Here is a 16,189-nt window from a genome sequence, read left to right on the forward strand (position 1 = left end):
ACGGTTGGCGTGCATGCCCATGCCCTACACGAAGATGTGCAGATCCGTATCCTGCGCGCCGTTCAATCGTTATCACAATGTCGGGTCATTATGTCGGATACAGCGCGGGCCATGCTTTCCTCCTCCCTCAAAACGGCTTTGTCTGGCAGGGAACTTCTGGATTGCCCCGTGCTGAACAAGGGAAATGCATTCGACAGGCGCGAACGTGACCTGTTCGGGCTGCATGGCCTGCTGCCCGCTTCCGTCACCACTTTGGCCGAGCAGGCCGACCTTGCCCGCGCCCGCCTCGCTGCCCTGCCGGACAATTTTGCGCGACATATTGCGCTACGCGAAATCCAGGACCGGAACGAAACGCTTTTCTATGCCATCATAGACGAGGCGCTCGAGGCGTGGCTGCCCATCATCTACACGCCCGCCATCGGTCGGGCATGTCGTGAGTTCAGCCATATCTGGACCCGCCCGCGCGGCCTGTTCCTGAACTATGCCGACCACCGTGGCCGCATTGCCGAGATTCTGGCCAGCCCGCAGTTTGATGGCGTGCGCGTGATTGTGGCGAGCGATGGCGGCAGCATCCTTGGCATTGGCGACCAGGGGGCCAATGGCATGGGCATCCCCATTGGCAAGCTCTCGCTCTATACCGCCTGTGGCGGCCTCGACCCGGCCCGCGCGCTGCCCGTCCTGCTCGATGTGGGCACCGATAACGAGACCCTGCTGGCCGACCCCGAATATATCGGCTGGCGGCATGCCCGCGTGCGCGGTGCGGAATATGATGCCTTCATTGCCGAATTCGTGCAGGCCGTGAACACGCGCTGGCCCAACATCGCCCTGCATTGGGAGGATCTTTCGGGCGCTGACGCGCTGCGCATCCTGCGCCGTTATCGCGGCGAGATGTGCACCTATAATGATGACATTCAGGGCACGGCGGGCGTTACTGCCGGAGCGCTGCTCGCGGCCATCAGGGCCGGAGGCGCGCCGCTTGAGGCGCAGAAGATCGTCATTTTTGGCGCGGGCGGTGCCGGGTGCGGCATTGCCGACCTGCTGGCGCAGATGATGGTGGCAGGCGGCATGACGGCGCAGGAGGCCAGCCGCCGCTTCTTCATGGTTGATATCAATGGCCTTGTGCGCGAGGGCATGGCGGGTGTTACCGAGGGCCAGCAGCCCTTCGCCCAGCCTGCCGATGTGGCATCGGGCTGGCGCGTGGATGATGCCGCCCATATCACCCTTGCCGAGGTCATGGCCCATGTGCAGCCCACCATGCTGATCGGCACATCAGGGCAGGGCGGGGCATTTACGCGCGAGATTGTGGCCCCCATGGCGCAGCAGGCGGCGCGGCCCATCATCTTCGCACTGTCCAATCCCACCGCCAATATCGAGGCCACGCCTGCCGACCTGCTGGCATGGACGCAGGGGCGCGCCATCATCGGCACGGGCGGCCCGTTTGCGCCGGTGGAATATGCCGGTCGCCTGCGCCCGGTTGACCAGATCAACAATTCCTACGTCTTTCCCGGCGTGGGGCTGGCAGTGGTGGCCGGTGGCATCACGCGCATGACTGATGGCATGTTCCTGGCTGCGGCCCATGCGCTTGCCGCCCTCTCGCCCGCGGCAAAGGCTGCCGACCCCACCACCGCGCCGCTGCTGCCTCCCGTATCGGAACTGCGGCTTGTTGCCACCGCCGTGGCTCGCGCCGTCATTGCGCAGGGGCAGAAGGAAGGCGTGGCCCCGCAGGCCCCGGCCCATGAAGTCGAGACCGCCCTGCGCGACGCGGTGTGGACCGCCTGCTATCGCCCGTACGAGAAAGCCTGAATTTCGATATTGCCGGACAAAAGCATGTGCAGGCAACGTCTTGATGCCAGATGATGAAAGGCCACCTCTGTCGCCTTTTTTTCACGAATGCGGCATTCTGCTGCGCGGCTATGTCAAAAACATTGGCGCGACGTGCCTGTGCCGTGCAGGCGACTGCGCGGGCAGGTTTTGCCTAAAGCCCATACCTGCCGTGACATGCCCCTGGTCCTGCGCTCCAGCCCGATGCGGAGCAGCGCTCTGAGGGCGCCATGCAGTCGCGTCAAAGCGCCCCGCGCGAGGAGGGGCTGCGACCAGCCGCGTCGGGGCAGGGCTGCCTAGATGGATCTATCCCGCCTCATCATGCCCAATCCGGTCGCCCGCCTGCGCTGGCCGCCCGGGGTGGACTGGCTGCGCTGGCTGGTCTGCCCCACGCCACAGGCCGTGGGCTTTGCGCTGCGCAATACGGCGGCCTCGCTCATCGCCCTTGCCATTGCGCTGTGGATGGAACTCGACAGCCCGCAATGGGCGGTGGCCACCGTGTGGTCGGTGGCCCAGGTGCGCCGTGGGGAGAGCATGTCCAAGGCGCGGTGGCGCATTGTGGGCACGCTGGTCGGCGCGGTGGCGGCGGTCGTGTTCATCGGGGCGTTTCCGCAGCAGTCATGGCTGTTTTTTCCCGCCGTTGCGACGTGGATCGGCCTGTGCAGCTTTCTGGCCACGTTCTGCCTCAACTTCCGCTCCTATGCGTTCGTGCTGTCGGGCTATACGTGCTCCATCATTGCAGTGGCGGCCGCATCCGAGCCCGATAACGTGTTTTTCATCGCCATGTCGCGCGCCAGCTATATCGTGCTGGGTGTGGTGTGCGAGGCGGCGATGGCGGTGCTGTTCACCTTCAATCTTGCCACACGCGCGCAGGCCACCATGGTGGGGCAGGTGGAAGATGTGCTGCACCGCCTCGGTGGCCTGCTGCGCGAGATCGTGCTGCATGAGCGCGATACGCTGGTCCATGCCGGCGAGTTTTCCGACATGCTGGTATCGGTGCATCAGGGGCTGGAGTTCCCGGCCATCGAGATGGGGCGGCAGGTGCATGCGGGCGATCATGCCCGCGCGGTTCTGGCCGCAGTCTCCATTCTGGTGACCCGCCTTGTCGGCCTGTCTGGCGGCACGGAGCGGGCCATGCTGGCCGATGATACGGCGCTGGCCGATACGCGTGGGCAATTGCTGCATCTGTGCGACCGGCTGGCTACCTGCCGCCTTGCAGCCGGCGCGCTGGATGATCTGTACGAGCAGGTCACGCATCTGCATGCCCTGTTCGAGCAGCGTGCCGCACGCGGCGCGCACGAGATGGCCCGCGTGACCCACGGCGTGCTGGCCGCCACCATGGAGGACCTGCAGGCAGCGCTGGACCACGCCCATGCCATTTTCAACCCGCCGCCGCATGACCGCTTTCGCTTTCACCTTGGCGGGCACCGCGATATCCGCCTTGCATTCCATAACGGGCTGCGGGGGGCTGCCGCCATCATGCTCGCCGCCCTTGTCTATGAATGCACGGCCTGGCCTGGCGGCATGGGGTTCATTGCCATTACCACGCTGGTGTGCGGGCTGTTCGCCACGCGCGAAAACCCGGTGGTGGCCACGACGCGCTTCCTGTCGGGCGCGGTGTGGTCGGCCGTGGCGGCGGGGTGCCTCAGCCTGTGGCTGATCCCGTATCTGAGCGATTATGAGGAACTGGCCTTCGTGCTCGGCCTCTTCCTGTTCGTGGGCGGGCTGGCCAAGTGCAATCGGGGTACGGCGGGGGCAGCGGCGGCTTACGGGCTGCTCATGCCCAACCTGCTCATGACCGGCAACCAGAGCCGGGTGGATGAGATCGCCTTCCTCAACAACGCGCTGCACACGGTGCTGGCTGTCGGGCTGAGCGTGCTGGTGTTCCGGCTGGTGCTGCCATTCAGGGCGCGGGCCGAGCGGCTGCGTTTTGGCGCGCATATGCGCGGCGAGTTGCGGCGGCTGTGCCTCGTGCCGCTGCCGCCCTCGCCCCAATGGTGGATCGGCACGAGTGTTGACCGGATCGGGCGCATGGTGCGCCACGCGGCCCAGGCGGGCGATCATACGGCGGGTGGCGGCATCCGGCTCATGCTCATGTTTTCCTCCGTCGGGCTGAACATCCTGCTGCTGCGCGAACTCAAGCGGCAGCGACGCGACGGCGCAACCGACATCATCACCACCCTGCTGCGCGCGCTGGTGCGCTACCGGCCCATCAGCCCGCGCGGGGTGGCCGTGGTGCGGGCGGCGCGCAGGCGGCTGGCCGGGCTGGAAAAAGCCGACCCCGGCAACGGAAGGCTGCTTGAGGTGCTGGCCTGCCTTGATGGCATTGCCCGCACGGTCACGGCCTGCCTGAGCGCGATGGAAGCCGGGGTGGAATGACAACTGCAAAAGTTTTTGGTGAAGCTGTTTTTCAAAAAGACGGCCCCCAAAAACTTTTTACTGGGTCTGGTCAGGTTGCGGATTGGTCAAATCCGGTTTTTTAGGATAATCGCAACGCATCCGGTCCGGTCTGGCAAGGGGGAAACGCACGGGGCATGAGAAAACGCTATGATCTCGACCTGCTCCGCAGCCTTCAGGCCCTGATCGAGGAGGAAGGCGTCTCGCACGCGGCGCGCAGGCTCCAGATGAGCGAGGCCGCCATGAGCCGCAGCCTTGCCAAGCTGCGCGTGGTGTTCAATGACCCCATTCTGGTGGCATCGGGGCGGCGCATGGTGGTCACCACCTTTGCGCTCGGCCTGCGCGAGCGGCTGCGCGCCATTGTCGATGGCGCTGATTCATTGCTCGAAGAACAGGACACGCCCGATATTGCCAGCCTGTCACCGCATTTCATGCTGCGCGCCAATGACCTGATCGTGGGCGCCTTTGGCGCGGCCATTCTTGCCGCCCTGCGCCATGACTGCCCCGGCTGCACCCTGACCTTCGTGCCCGAAACGGATGATGAACCCAGCAACGACCTGCGCGAAGGCCATATCGACCTGTATCTCGGCGCATCGGATGACATGCGGCCCGAGATACGCCGCCAGAGCATCTTCCCCACTGCGTTCCGCGCCCTCGTACGGGCCGATCACCCCATCCTGGCGGAAGGGATCACGCCGCAATCCATCGCGCGGTATGAGCATATCAGCGTATCGCGCCGGGGCAGGCTGCATGGGCCGATCGATACGGTGCTCAAGGAGCAGTTTGGCCTGCGCCGCCGGGTGGTGATGGTGGTGCCCACCTATTACGCCATGGTCGAGACCCTGCGCATGACCGACATGATCCTGCCGCTGCCGGGCATCGCCATTGATTATCTGCCCATCCGCTCCATGCACCTGGCCGAGTTCGAATTTCCCTTCGCCCTGCCCACGGTACATTCCTTTCAGGCATGGCACCCACGGCGCGATGGCGATCCGGTGCATCGCTGGTTGCGCAACACGGTGTATCGGGTGGTGCGCGAACGGGGCGGGGGCCTGCCGGAAGGGTTTGCTCCTCCGTCAGGCCCGTGAGGGATTACTGCCCGTAGCGCACGATGCCCAGGTCTTCATGCGGGATGTCGGGCATGCGGCCGGACATGATGTCGGCCAGGACCTTGCCCGAGCCGCAGGCCATGGTCCAGCCCAGCGTGCCGTGGCCGGTGTTGAGGAACAGGTTGTCATACTTGGTGCGGCCGATGATGGGGGTGCCATCAGGTGTCATGGGGCGCAGGCCGGTCCAGAATTTTGCGGCGGGGATATTGCCGCCACCGGGGAACAGGTCGTTCACCGAATGCTCCAGCGTTTCGCGGCGCGGGGCGCGCAGCCGGGTGCTGAAGCCCGCGAGTTCCGCCGTGCCGCCAATGCGGATACGGCCGCCAAGGCGGGTGATGCCGATCTTGAAGGTTTCATCCATGATGGTCGAGACCGGGGCGCGCTGCTCGTTCACGATATCGGCGGTGAGCGAGTAGCCCTTGACCGGATAGATCGGCAGGTCAAGACCCAGGCGGCGCACCATGGCGGGCGAGTAGCTGCCAAGCGACACGACATAGGAATCAGCCACCATGCGGCCCCGGCTGGTCTCGACGCCGGTAATGCGCCCGCCTTCGGATGTCATGGTGCGGATGCTTGTATCGTAATGGAAGGTGACACCCGCTTCAGCCGCCTTGGCCGCGAGGCGCTGGGTGAACAGGAAGGCATCGCCCGTCTCGTCACCCGGCAGGCGCAGGCCGCCCACGAATTTATGCGCCGATGCGGCCAGTCCCGGTTCGGCCTCGACGCAGCCTTCACGCGTGAGCACCTGATAGGGCACGTTATACTGCTCAAGCACGCGGATATCGCCTGCAATGCCATCAAGCTGCTTTTGCGTGCGGAACACCTGCAGCGTGCCCTGCTGGCGGTCATCATAGGTGATGGCAGTGTTGGCGCGCAGGTCCATCATCATGTCGCGGCTGTATTCCGCAATGCGCACCATGCGGCCCTTGTTGCGGTCATAGGCACTCGTGGTGCAGTTCTCGAGCATCTGCACCAGCCACTTCCACAGATGCGGGTCGGGCATGGGCCAGAACACGAAGGGGCGGTACTTCATCAGCAGCCACTTGATGGATTTGAGCGGCACGCCCGGCCCCGCCCATGGCGAGGAATAACCCGGCGAGACCTGCCCGGCATTGGCAAAGCTGGTTTCAAGCCCGGCTGCGGGCTGCCGGTCAACAACCGTGACCTCATGGCCCGCCTGCGCGAGATACCATGCCGATGTCACGCCAACGACACCACTACCCAGTACGATGATTTTCATTACACGGAGGCCTTGTTCTGGCGGGGAGAAGCATCGCACGCGACAGCTTGCCGGTATGTGCGATGGAAACGCGAACCCAGTGCGGTCAGCACTTCGTAACCGATGGTGCCTGCATCATGCGCCACGTCGTCCACGCTGCGGCGCGGGCCGATCATGTCCACATGGGTTGCGGCATCGAGCACGCTTTCGGGCACGTCATTGACATCCACCGTGGTGGAATCCATGGAAATGCGCCCCAGGATGGGCAGCCGGTAGTCACCCAGCCACGCGCAGCCACCCTGTGCCCCGCTGCGCAGGAAGCCATCGGCATAGCCGATGCCCAGCGTTGCAATCCGTCGCGGCCCGGTGGCGCGCCAGGTCAGGCCGTAGCCCACACCATTGCCCGCGGCAATGGCGCGGCGCTGCACGATGCGCGCGCGCAGCCTGACCGTGGGGCGCAGCGGGTTGGGGGTCTGTGCATTGGGGGCAAGGCCGTATAGCGCCGCGCCGGGGCGCACGAGGTTGAAATGATAGTCCGGCCCAAGGAAAATGCCCGATGAGGCCGAAAGCGCCCACGGGGCGGCGGGCAGCCGGGCTGCCATGGCGCGCAGTCGGTCGCGCTGCATGGCGTTGGCCGGGTTTTCGGGCGTGTCGGCGCAGGCGAGGTGGCTCATGACCAGCTTCGTGTCGATGCCATCAAGCAGGGCAGGGGTCTGGGCCAGTGTCGCCACATCCGCCTCCGACAGGCCAAAGCGCGACATGCCGGTATCAACCTGCAGGGCGGCGGGCAGCGCCTTTTGCGCCTGTGTGGCATGGGCGCGCCAGCCGGCAACCTGCTCCATGCTGTTGAGCACGGGCAGCAGGGCGTGGCGGGTGAACAGCGCCTCGGTGCCGGGCATGGGGCCGTGCAGCACAAAGATCCGTGCCGTGGGCGCAACATGCGGGCGCAGGCGAATGCCTTCTTCCAGATGGGCGACAAAGAAAACCCCCGCTCCGGCCTGTTCCAGCACCGGGGCAACCCGGTCGGCGCCCAGGCCATAGGCATCGGCCTTGACCACGGCCGCACAGGTGGCAGCGCCCGTGCGGGCATCGAGCAGGCGGTAATTGGCGGCGATGGCATCCAGGTCGATTTCCAGCGCAGCACCCGCACCGGCAAGGGCCCAGCCTGAAGTTATGGGCAGGGGGAAGGGCAAATCAGGCATGGGGCGCTTACTCCATCGGGCGGAACATGACTGATCGTATGCGTGTGGTAACAAAATGTCCTGTCGTTTTGTGCATGATCATGCGATTAATGCGCGCCTGTGCGCAATTATATACGAAAATAAGCGGAAAATTCACCATGCCCTTCGACCGGCTGACAGATGCCATCCTGCGTCACCTCCGCCATGATGGCCGCATGAGCAATGCGGACCTGGCCCAAAGGGTGGGGTTGTCGCCTTCGGCGTGTCTGCGGCGTGTGCGGATGCTGGAAAAAGAAGGGGTGATACGGGGCTATCGCGCCCTGGTGGATGAGCGCTCGGTGCATGGCATGACCACCGTGATTGTGCAGATCACGCTGGAGCGGCAGACGGAGGAATGCCTGCGCCGTTTTGAAGCCCGCGTGCGTGAATGCGCCGATGTGCGCGAATGCTACCTGATGACGGGCGACGCCGATTACCTCGTGCGCGTCGAGGCACGTGACGCGGCTGACTATGAGCGCATCCATAAGGAGGAACTCTCGCGCATGCCCGGCGTGGCCCGCATACAGAGCAATTTCGCCATCCGCACCGTCGTGCAGCGTTAGCACGGCATGCGCGTTGTGGAACGCAACTGCGGTGCTGGCACGCTCCGCCATGGTGCGCGGAGTGGCGTGGTTCAGGCGCGGGCCATGTTGTCTTCCTGCTCATCGGCCACGGCCTCCACGTAGCGCTTGAAGGTGCGCAGGTCGCCCCGAAAGACTTCGCCCAGCGCGCGTAGTTCAAAAGTGGAGAGATGGTACCAGCCGGGGCACAGGCCGCGTTCGGCTTCGATTTCGCGCATCAGGTTCGCAGCGATGGCAGGCATGTGCTTAGGCTTCGGGGCCTCGAGCGGGATGATGGTGCAGCGCGAGCGCAGCGCCGGGCTGACCCTGTCAAGGTCATTGACGGTAAACACCCATGACAGCCAGGACAGGTCGGCATCCAGATCGAGCCAGTAATCGCGGAAATGCTCCGCCTCCTTCTTGTCGGCCACGGCAAGCAGCGCATCTTGCAGGCATCCGTGCTGGAGGTTGTTGGAGACCTTGTCCACTTCATCAAGGATGAACGCCATGTTCGGGCAGCGGGTCATGGCGATGCGCTCGATGACCTGTGACGGCCCTGATTCGGAAAAACCCTTGTGGTTGCCGGTCAGGTAAAACGTATCATGAATACTGGCCACATTCTTGGTATCGAACGGCAGGCCGATATGTTCAAAAAACGCGCGCGCCAGGCTGGTCTTGCCGCAGCCCGAGGGGCCTGCGAGCATGATGGGCCGCGGGCGGATGAACTTGCCAAAGCGCTGCCTGCTATTGAACACCCGGGCCATTTCGTTAATGGCATGCGCCGCATGCGGAAAGCGTGCGACCAGCGGCGCCATGTCCAGCGTTGTCGGCTCGGCCAGGGGCAGGGGCTGGTTCAGTTCGGCAAACAGGCCAATCCGGTTATTGGTGCCCTTGCGGCCTGCATGCTTCTTGATAATGTCCTGCGGCACGGGTGTGGGGAAAATGGTTACGCACGTTGCATCAGCAGGTGTTGGGGCGGGTGGTGCCTCGGGTTCCGCCTTCGCTCTGGTAGCCATGCCAAAGGAGGCAAAGGGAGCCGGCACTTCTTCAGACTCATCGGAGAAGAAATCCTTCAGCAGATCATCGTTATCCATTACCTCAAAATGGGGGAAAGACGCATCGTCATCATTGTTTTCGCGATCATTATTGTCGTGATCATTCATGATTTCTTCAATGGCCTTTCTGCTGATATGGGTCTGACGATCAAGCGCTTCCCGGAATTCAATAAGATTCTCGAAGAAAGCCGGTATTATGTGCATCTTGCCAAATAGATGTCTCCTGTCGGCCCCGGAATGGAACGTTTTGAAAAGAGCTACCGCCGCCTGCGCCAGGCTGTCGCTGTTCAGGCATGGCGCGGGAAAGATACGGTCAAGGCACTGGGCTTTAAGAATGTGGCCCGTGTCGTGCTCTACATTGATGTAATCATACTGATCGAAGACATGGGTTATGATTTTAAGCATGAAGGATTCATCGATCTGCCCGATGAGCGTGTGCCCGGCGTCCGGGCCAACAAAAGCGATGGCGGCGAGGGCTGCCTCCCTTATGATGCCGCGAATGGTGTAATCCGGTTCGGACGTACGAATAAAGGCTGCCCGTCCCATATCACGCAGATACCCGTCGTGCAGCGCCGTGTCATAGAATATCATTCTTTCATCTATCATTTTGAAGAAAGAAAGCTTTTCCGTACATCCGGGGTAAAAAGGCATATCCACCATGTATTCATCGCCATCAACAAGCATGAAGCACCATATGCCTATCTCGTCGATGTCATGGCGGGGGGGCGGATAAGTGCCCGTACTGTCATATGGGCTGATGCCGAGTTCTGAATACAGGACCAGCGCCTTGACCATATTCCTGAACAGGACAAGGTCATCGGTGTCCTCGTTCTGCACGCAGTTGATGTATTCCCTGGTCCTGTGCAGCCCAAGCATGAGCCGTTCAATAACCAGCGCCCAGTCGGCAAGGTTGACCTTATATGTATCATGGTCGTAACTGGTATTCATGTGCATGGTCTTGTGCAGATCACGCAGGCACGCGACCTGATAGCGCTCTTTATTGTCGCAATAGGTCAGAAGCGCATCCATGACATGACAGAGCAGGGTATGATTCTTGACATACAGGCATGCGGTTACCGGATCCTGCGCCGTGTTGCCATGCGGCGTGTGGTCAAGCACATACATATTGTTCGGACGCAGTAAAACACTGACCCGGGATTCATGCAGTTTATCAACAATGGCAGTAATCAGCAGCGACAGGTCGATATCGCAGTCCGGATCGGGAGGGGCAGGTGACTGTGCATCGCCTGTTTCAGTCAGGGACGTTTTTATTTTGGAGACGGGGTTTGCTGCCCGGTATTCACGGATGAACCGGTCCGTATAATCGCAGATGGCATTGCGCACGGATTGCCGTTCAAGGTCACGCATTGCGGCTTCAGGGGGGCGTGGCATGATAGGCAGGGAACGCGAAGCACGCCCCATGAACATAAGCGAGGCGACAATATCATTTCTGAAGTATTGCCTGAACCGTTCCAGGTCCGTTAAGGATTGCCCAAGGGCGAAGTCAAATCTTTCGAGCGCTGTTTTTGTTCTTTCGCGCGCTATGGAGTATTTCCATCTGAAATAATTTAAAGTGTCTTTTGAAATTGTCGCCTCCCCCCTGTCGCATGATGTGCCATCTGATGCAGTTGACTGCATATTCAGTGGAGGGGAGTGCATGGACAGATGACTACATTTTTTTATTGCTTTTGTCAACCCCTATTATCATTGTGGTGGCATAAAATCTGATAATTATTGGTATTATCATTAATTATATAAAATAACATATCAGCATTATAAAAATATGAAATCCTTGTTAAAACAGGCGGCATGATCGCTGGCGCGCTCAGGCCCAGAGCATCTGCCCGGTGGGTTGCACGCGGGCAATGACCTGTCCGGGCGCGTTTTCATGGGTCAGGACGGACGTTCTGCCACAGGCGCGGGCCAGCATGGCCATGAAGTGCCGCAAGCCAGGCAGGTTGTGGCCTGATTGCACGCTGCGCGGGTCGAGGTCGAATTCGATTCGTTCGGTGCTGAAGAAGTGACAGGCATAGACTATATTGCCCATATGGCAGGCAAGGGTCACCGCATGGTGTCGCGTGGCCGCGAATATGGCATTGACGGTAGCGGGCAGGGGCGCAGGGATGCCATCAAGCCGGTAGTCCAGCCGGGCAGGTTCGTGGCGCAGGCTGGTAAGCACGCGCTGCCAGTCCGCCATGGTGGCGGGTGTGACGTAAATATCGCGCAGCGCCCCATCCCATTTGAAGTGATGCTGTCGTGTTGCCCAGTCCATGAATCCGCCTGCAAAAATGCCGCACAACGTAATAAATTCGCAAGGGCGCCTCTTTGGAAAAAGGCGCCCGAAAGCTTTATCACATCATACGCGCACTGTGTCGCAGGGGCGGTGGTTCATGGCGCGGGCGGGATGGATGGCGTGGCGCTGCGCGGAATGAACGGGCGGATGAGGAACTGGTAGCCCCCGGCGCCCACCACCCCGCCAACCAGCGGCCCGGCAATGGGCACCCACCAGAAATGGTCCGGTCCGGGCAGGGCAGAGTCGCCCCAGCCCATGACAAGGCAGAACAGTCGCGGCCCGAAGTCGCGTGCGGGATTGATGGCCCAGGCCTCGAGGTAACCCGAGCAGGCGCCAATGCTGGCCACAAGCAGCCCGATGATCAGCGCGCCCGAATTGGCCTGGGGTGCGACGGTATTGTATTCACACGTTATGGCGAAAATGCCGAAGACCAGCAGCCCGGTCAGGATGATTTCATCAACAAAGGCATGCAGTGGCGTAATGCCCTCGCCGGGATGGGTGAAGAACACGCCCGCCGCCCCGCCAGCGGCGCGGGTGAGGTCATGCGCCTGATTGTAATGGTCGATCACGGGTTGGTACAGCGTATAGACCAGTGCTGCCCCGATCACGCCCCCCAGCACTTGGGCTGCGCAGTAGCCGGGCACCTTGCGCCACGAAAAGCCCCGGTAGAGCGCGAGTGCGACTGATACGGCCGGGTTGGCATGCGTGCCCGACACGCTGCCGGTGATGTAGATGGCGATCGTAACCCCAAGCCCCCACACAATGGCCACCCCCCAATAGGCCTGCTTGTACGGGCTGGGATCGTACAGCGCGTACATCGCGGCGACCGAATCACCGATCAGCACGATGATCATGACCGCGATGCACTCTGATATGAGTTCACCCAGAAATTGTCTGTTTTTCAGCATTTTAACCCACTTTATTCTTTTATTATCATTTGATGGGAAACGGCTGTTGGCCTTGTGGCCGGTTTGCAGCCCGGGAATGTTCTTAAACGAACATTCTTCACCGGGGAAGGGGCCTGCGCGATCCGTCGGGTAAGAGAGTCTCCTTTTTCCATATATTTCATTATATTTCATGAAATTTCTCCAACATTCCAGATTCGGGGGCAGGTGATGTTGTTGTGATGATGAAAGGTGAGGAGTGGGGTTGCGGAACGAGATGTGCGATTTCGCACATGCACAAAAATCGCTCCGGCATATAAATTACTCGGAATGGCGAATTTGTGGCTAATGCCGGGCACTATCATGCATGGAAAAAGAAGGAATTATTTAGACGTGCCGCATGCAGAAATGTGCGCGTGCCCTCTTGAATCGATCATAATGTTCGGTTACGAACATATGCATCAGGAGGAACATTGACTATGGCGTCCATGGACGAAACATTCCGCACCACCGCGGCACCGGGTGGCCTGCTCGACCTGCTGGTCGTGGGCGGGGGTGTGAACGGCACGGGCATTGCGCGCGATGCCGCCGGGCGCGGCGCATCGGTCCTGCTTGTCGAGCAGGATGATCTGGCCAGCCACACCTCATCGGCCAGCACCAAGCTGATCCATGGCGGGCTGCGCTATCTGGAATATTATGAATTCCGTCTGGTGCGCGAGGCGCTGATCGAGCGCGAGAAACTGCTGCGCATAGCCCCCCACATCATCTGGCCCATGCGTTTCGTGCTGCCCTACACGCCGCAGGCGCGCCCGGCCTGGATGCTGCGCCTTGGCCTGTTCCTGTACGATCATCTCGCACCCAACATGACGCTGCCCAAGTGCAAGTCGCTCGACTTCCGCACGTCATCGGCAGGTCAGCCGCTCAATGGCAAGCTCGCCCGCGGCTTCGCCTATTCCGATGGCTGGGTGCAGGACAGCCGCCTCGTCGTGCTCAACGCCATGGATGCCAAGGCGCGTGGCGCCGATATCCGCACCCGCACCCGCATGGTTGCTGCCCGCCGTGTCAATGGCGTGTGGGAAGCCGACATCGAGAACATGCTCGATGGCACCAAGACCACCGTGCGTGCCCGCGTGCTGGTCAATGCCGGTGGGCCGTGGGTGAGCGAAGTGCTGCGTGAGCGCGCGCAGGTGCAGTCCACCAAGAACGTGCGCCTCGTCAAGGGCAGTCACATCGTGGTGCCGCGCCTGTTTGACGGGCCGCAGGCCTACATCCTGCAGAACCCGGACAAGCGCATCGTCTTCGCCATTCCCTACGAGCAGAAATTCACCCTGATCGGCACGACCGACGTACCGTGGACGCAGGCCCCCGGCGATGTCGAGATATCGCCCGAGGAAATCAGCTACCTGTGCGAGAGCGTGAGCCGCTACTTCACCAAGCCCGTAACCCCGGCTGATGTGGTGTGGAGCTACGCCGGCGTGCGCCCGCTTTATGATGACGCGGCCAAGAACGCCTCCGCCGTAACGCGTGACTACGTGCTCGATGTCGACACGCAGGGCAACCAGGCGCCCATGCTGTCCATCTTTGGCGGCAAGATCACCACTTACCGTCGCCTTGCCGAGCATGCGATCGAGAAGCTCCAGCCCTTCCTGCCCGTGCTGTCGGCACCGGGCTGGACGGCGGACAAGGTGCTGCCCGGCGGCGACCTGGGCGAGGGCGGGTTCGAGGGCGCACTGGCCCGCCTGCGTGCGCAGGCTCCCTTCCTTGGGGATGAGCTGAGCTGGCGCCTCGTGCGCAATTACGGCTCGCGCGCCACCGAGATCGTGGGCGATGCCCATAGCATGGAGGACATGGGCGAACTGTTTGGCGCGGGGCTGAGCGTGCGGGAGGTTGAATACCTGATCGCGAACGAATGGGCGCAGACCACGCAGGACATCCTGTGGCGTCGCTCCCGCCTTGGCCTGCATGTGACCGATGAGGACACGGCCCGCCTCGAGGCCTACCTCAAGGCCCGCAAGCCGGGCACGGCGCCCACTTCCGCATAAATAAAAACAGTCAGGCCGCAGGTGTCATACGCCTGCGGCCCAAACGCGCATCCGCCCTGTTGGGGCAGGAGAAGATAATGAACAAGAAGAACAGAATTCTCGCCATCGACCAGGGAACGACCTCGACCCGCAGCATCGTGTTCGATCGCGATATTACGGCCATTTCGGTCGCCCGCATCGAGTTTGCCCAGCATTATCCCAGCCAGGGCTGGGTCGAGCATGACCCGGAGGAGATCTGGTCCAACGTTCTCTCCACCGCGCGCGAGGCCATTGAAAAGGCAGGCGGCCCCGGCGTGATCGCGGGTATCGGCATTACCAACCAGCGTGAAACCATCGTGGTGTGGGAGCGCAGCACCGGCAGGCCCATCCACCGCGCCATTGTCTGGCAGGACCGGCGCACCACGCCCATCTGCGCGCGCATGCATGAGGAAGGGCTTGAACCCTTCGTGCGCGAGCGCACCGGGCTGCTGCTCGACCCCTATTTCTCGGCCACCAAGATCGCGTGGATTCTCGATAACGTGGAAGGTGCGCGCGCGCGGGCCGAGAAGGGCGAACTGGCCTGCGGCACCATCGACAGCTTCCTTTTGTGGCGGCTGACCGGCGGCCGCGTGCATGCAACCGACACCACCAACGCCGCCCGCACGCTCCTGTTCAATATCCATAGCTGCGCGTGGGATGATGAATTGCTGGCCCTGTTCAAGGTGCCGCGCGCCATCCTGCCTGAAGTCAAAACCAACAGCGAAGTGTTTGGCGAGACAACGCCCGAGCTGTTTGGCGAGCCGCTCAAGGTCGCGGGGATGGCAGGCGACCAGAATGCCGCCATGGTGGGGCAGGCCTGTTTCCGCCCCGGCACCGCCAAGGCCACCTACGGCACGGGCTGCTTCGCGCTGCTCAACACCGGCACCACGCCCGTCATGTCCGAAAACCGGATGCTCACCACCATCGCCTACCGCATCGGGTCGGAGATGACCTATGCCCTCGAAGGCTCGATCTTCGTGGCGGGGGCGGCCATCCGCTGGCTGCGCGACGGGCTGAACCTCATCACCCATGCCTCCCAGACCGATGACATGGCCACCCGCGTGCCGCACAGCCACGGCGTGTATATGGTGCCCGGCTTCGTGGGCCTTGGCGCGCCCCACTGGGACCCCGACGCCCGTGGCCTGATCTGCGGGCTTACGCTCGATGCCACGGCGGCGCATATTGCGCGCGCGGCGCTGGAATCGGTAGCCTACCAGACCATGGACCTGATGGACGCCATGCATGAGGATGGCGGCGGCAAGCTCAACGCACTGCGTGTTGATGGTGGCATGTCGGTCAATGACTGGTTCTGCCAGTTCCTCGCCGATATGCTCCAGACTCCGGTTGAACGGCCCCGGCAGGTCGAGACCACCGCACTCGGGGCCGCCTTCCTCGCGGGGCTGGCCACAGGGGTGTGGGAAAGCATTGCCGAACTGGAGGGCACCTGGACACGCGGGCATCTGTTCCGCCCGACAATGGACAAGGCGCAGCGCGATACTATGGTGGCCGGATGGCATGTGGCAGTTCGCCGCACGCTCAGTTCCACCGTTGCTGCGTAATCAAGACTACTG

11 protein-coding genes are annotated in these 16,189 nt (G+C 62.2%); 6 read left to right on the forward strand and 5 right to left on the reverse strand.

Features of this window, described 5'->3' with window-relative positions; all coding sequences use genetic code 11:
• The first annotated feature begins 90 nt into the window (after positions 1–90).
• From QEG70_RS00940 to QEG70_RS00950, 3 genes are all read left to right on the forward strand, one after another.
• Complete coding sequence (locus QEG70_RS00940) at positions 91–1,803, forward strand: NAD-dependent malic enzyme (RefSeq protein ID WP_308718915.1); 1,713 nt, start codon at positions 91–93, stop codon at positions 1,801–1,803.
• 318 nt (positions 1,804–2,121) lie between these two features.
• Complete coding sequence (locus QEG70_RS00945) at positions 2,122–4,200, forward strand: FUSC family protein (protein ID WP_308718916.1); 2,079 nt, start codon at positions 2,122–2,124, stop codon at positions 4,198–4,200.
• 155 nt (positions 4,201–4,355) lie between these two features.
• On the forward strand, positions 4,356–5,306 hold the full coding sequence (locus QEG70_RS00950) for a LysR family transcriptional regulator (protein ID WP_308718917.1): 951 nt from the start codon (positions 4,356–4,358) through the stop codon (positions 5,304–5,306).
• Positions 5,307–5,310: 4 nt separating this feature from the next.
• On the opposite strand, the gene QEG70_RS00955 is transcribed toward QEG70_RS00950, so the two are convergent.
• Positions 5,311–6,567, reverse strand: a complete 1,257-nt coding sequence (locus QEG70_RS00955) for a D-amino acid dehydrogenase (protein WP_308718918.1) — start codon at positions 6,565–6,567, stop codon at positions 5,311–5,313.
• Complete coding sequence (alr, locus tag QEG70_RS00960; RefSeq protein WP_308718919.1) at positions 6,567–7,748, reverse strand: alanine racemase; 1,182 nt, start codon at positions 7,746–7,748, stop codon at positions 6,567–6,569. The genes QEG70_RS00955 and alr overlap by 1 nt, the downstream gene beginning before the upstream one ends.
• 137 nt (positions 7,749–7,885) lie before the next feature.
• Here alr and QEG70_RS00965 point away from each other — a divergent pair, with 137 nt between their 5' ends.
• Positions 7,886–8,329 (forward strand): Lrp/AsnC family transcriptional regulator, encoded by a 444-nt coding sequence (locus tag QEG70_RS00965; RefSeq protein WP_130731805.1) that lies wholly within the window; start codon positions 7,886–7,888, stop codon positions 8,327–8,329.
• Positions 8,330–8,400: 71 nt separating this feature from the next.
• Here QEG70_RS00965 and QEG70_RS00970 read toward each other — a convergent pair whose 3' ends face one another.
• The 3 genes from QEG70_RS00970 to QEG70_RS00980 form a co-directional block, all read right to left on the reverse strand.
• Positions 8,401–10,749 (reverse strand): AAA family ATPase, encoded by a 2,349-nt coding sequence (locus tag QEG70_RS00970; protein WP_308718920.1) that lies wholly within the window; start codon positions 10,747–10,749, stop codon positions 8,401–8,403.
• A gap of 457 nt (positions 10,750–11,206) precedes the next feature.
• Positions 11,207–11,653, reverse strand: a complete 447-nt coding sequence (locus QEG70_RS00975) for a hypothetical protein (RefSeq protein WP_308718921.1) — start codon at positions 11,651–11,653, stop codon at positions 11,207–11,209.
• A 116-nt stretch (positions 11,654–11,769) separates the two neighbouring features.
• Positions 11,770–12,582 (reverse strand): MIP/aquaporin family protein, encoded by an 813-nt coding sequence (locus tag QEG70_RS00980; protein WP_308718922.1) that lies wholly within the window; start codon positions 12,580–12,582, stop codon positions 11,770–11,772.
• A gap of 455 nt (positions 12,583–13,037) precedes the next feature.
• Between QEG70_RS00980 and glpD the strand changes: the two genes are divergently transcribed.
• Together glpD and glpK are read left to right on the forward strand one after the other, a co-directional pair.
• The gene (gene glpD / locus QEG70_RS00985) at positions 13,038–14,600 is read left to right on the forward strand and encodes a glycerol-3-phosphate dehydrogenase (protein ID WP_308718923.1); all 1,563 of its coding nucleotides are present in this window, start codon (positions 13,038–13,040) and stop codon (positions 14,598–14,600) included.
• A 77-nt stretch (positions 14,601–14,677) separates the two neighbouring features.
• On the forward strand, positions 14,678–16,177 hold the full coding sequence (glpK, locus tag QEG70_RS00990; RefSeq protein WP_308718924.1) for a glycerol kinase GlpK: 1,500 nt from the start codon (positions 14,678–14,680) through the stop codon (positions 16,175–16,177).
• The last annotated feature ends 12 nt before the right edge of the window (positions 16,178–16,189 follow it).

This window comes from Komagataeibacter xylinus, from assembly GCF_031081985.1.
Taxonomy (GTDB): Bacteria; Pseudomonadota; Alphaproteobacteria; order Acetobacterales; family Acetobacteraceae; genus Komagataeibacter; species Komagataeibacter xylinus_E.